Source organism: Rahnella sp. P4_A8, assembly GCF_056402435.1.
Window position 1 is genome coordinate 1 of sequence record NZ_JBFUHK010000362.1, and the last position, 629, is coordinate 629.

A 629-nucleotide genomic window follows, 5' to 3' on the forward strand; every position below is an offset into this window, starting at 1 on the left:
GTGTCTATCTCGCCGATGTCTTGGCCAGTCGATATGGTTTACCCGGAAATCCCCCCCTTACTTCACATCGAAGACGATGCAAAGATGCCATGCAGCAGGCTTTGAGTGAAGCGGGTTTAAACAATATGGCTTCCATCAGCATTACTGAGGAAAGTGATATTGATGCCATCCTGACCGGGTGGACCCAGTTTCCGTGCATTGTTAAACCCCAGTCTGCTGCAGGCTGTGAAGGCGTGAATCTTTGCAGCACGCAAGACCAACTGGAGCAGGTAATTGCCGAATTACCGTGGGGAAGTTTTTCAACAACGTGGACATATAACGACACTTTTTTATTGCAGCCTTTCATTGCCGGAGATGAATATGTCGTGGATTTGGTTGCAACAGAGAATGGATATGTGACATCTGCTGTTTGCCGTTACATTCGTGGTGATGAGTTGGGTATTGCTGATTCCCCTTTTGTGAAAAAATTTTCTCTCATGCTCCCTATTGATACGGCAAAGTCCCTGGCGCTAATTTATTATGCGAAAGCTGCAGCGGCGGCACTCGATATTCAAATCGGACCTGTCCATATGGAAATCATTGACTCACAGAATGGGCCAGTTATGGTGGAGGCTGGGGCCAGATTACAC

1 protein-coding gene is annotated in these 629 nt (G+C 47.4%); it reads left to right on the forward strand.

Going from position 1 to position 629, the window contains the following annotated elements:
- Window positions 1-89 precede the first annotated feature (89 nt).
- A partial coding sequence (locus AC1DUO_RS26005) for an ATP-grasp domain-containing protein (RefSeq protein ID WP_477989622.1) occupies window positions 90-629 on the forward strand: 540 nt, incomplete at its 3' end.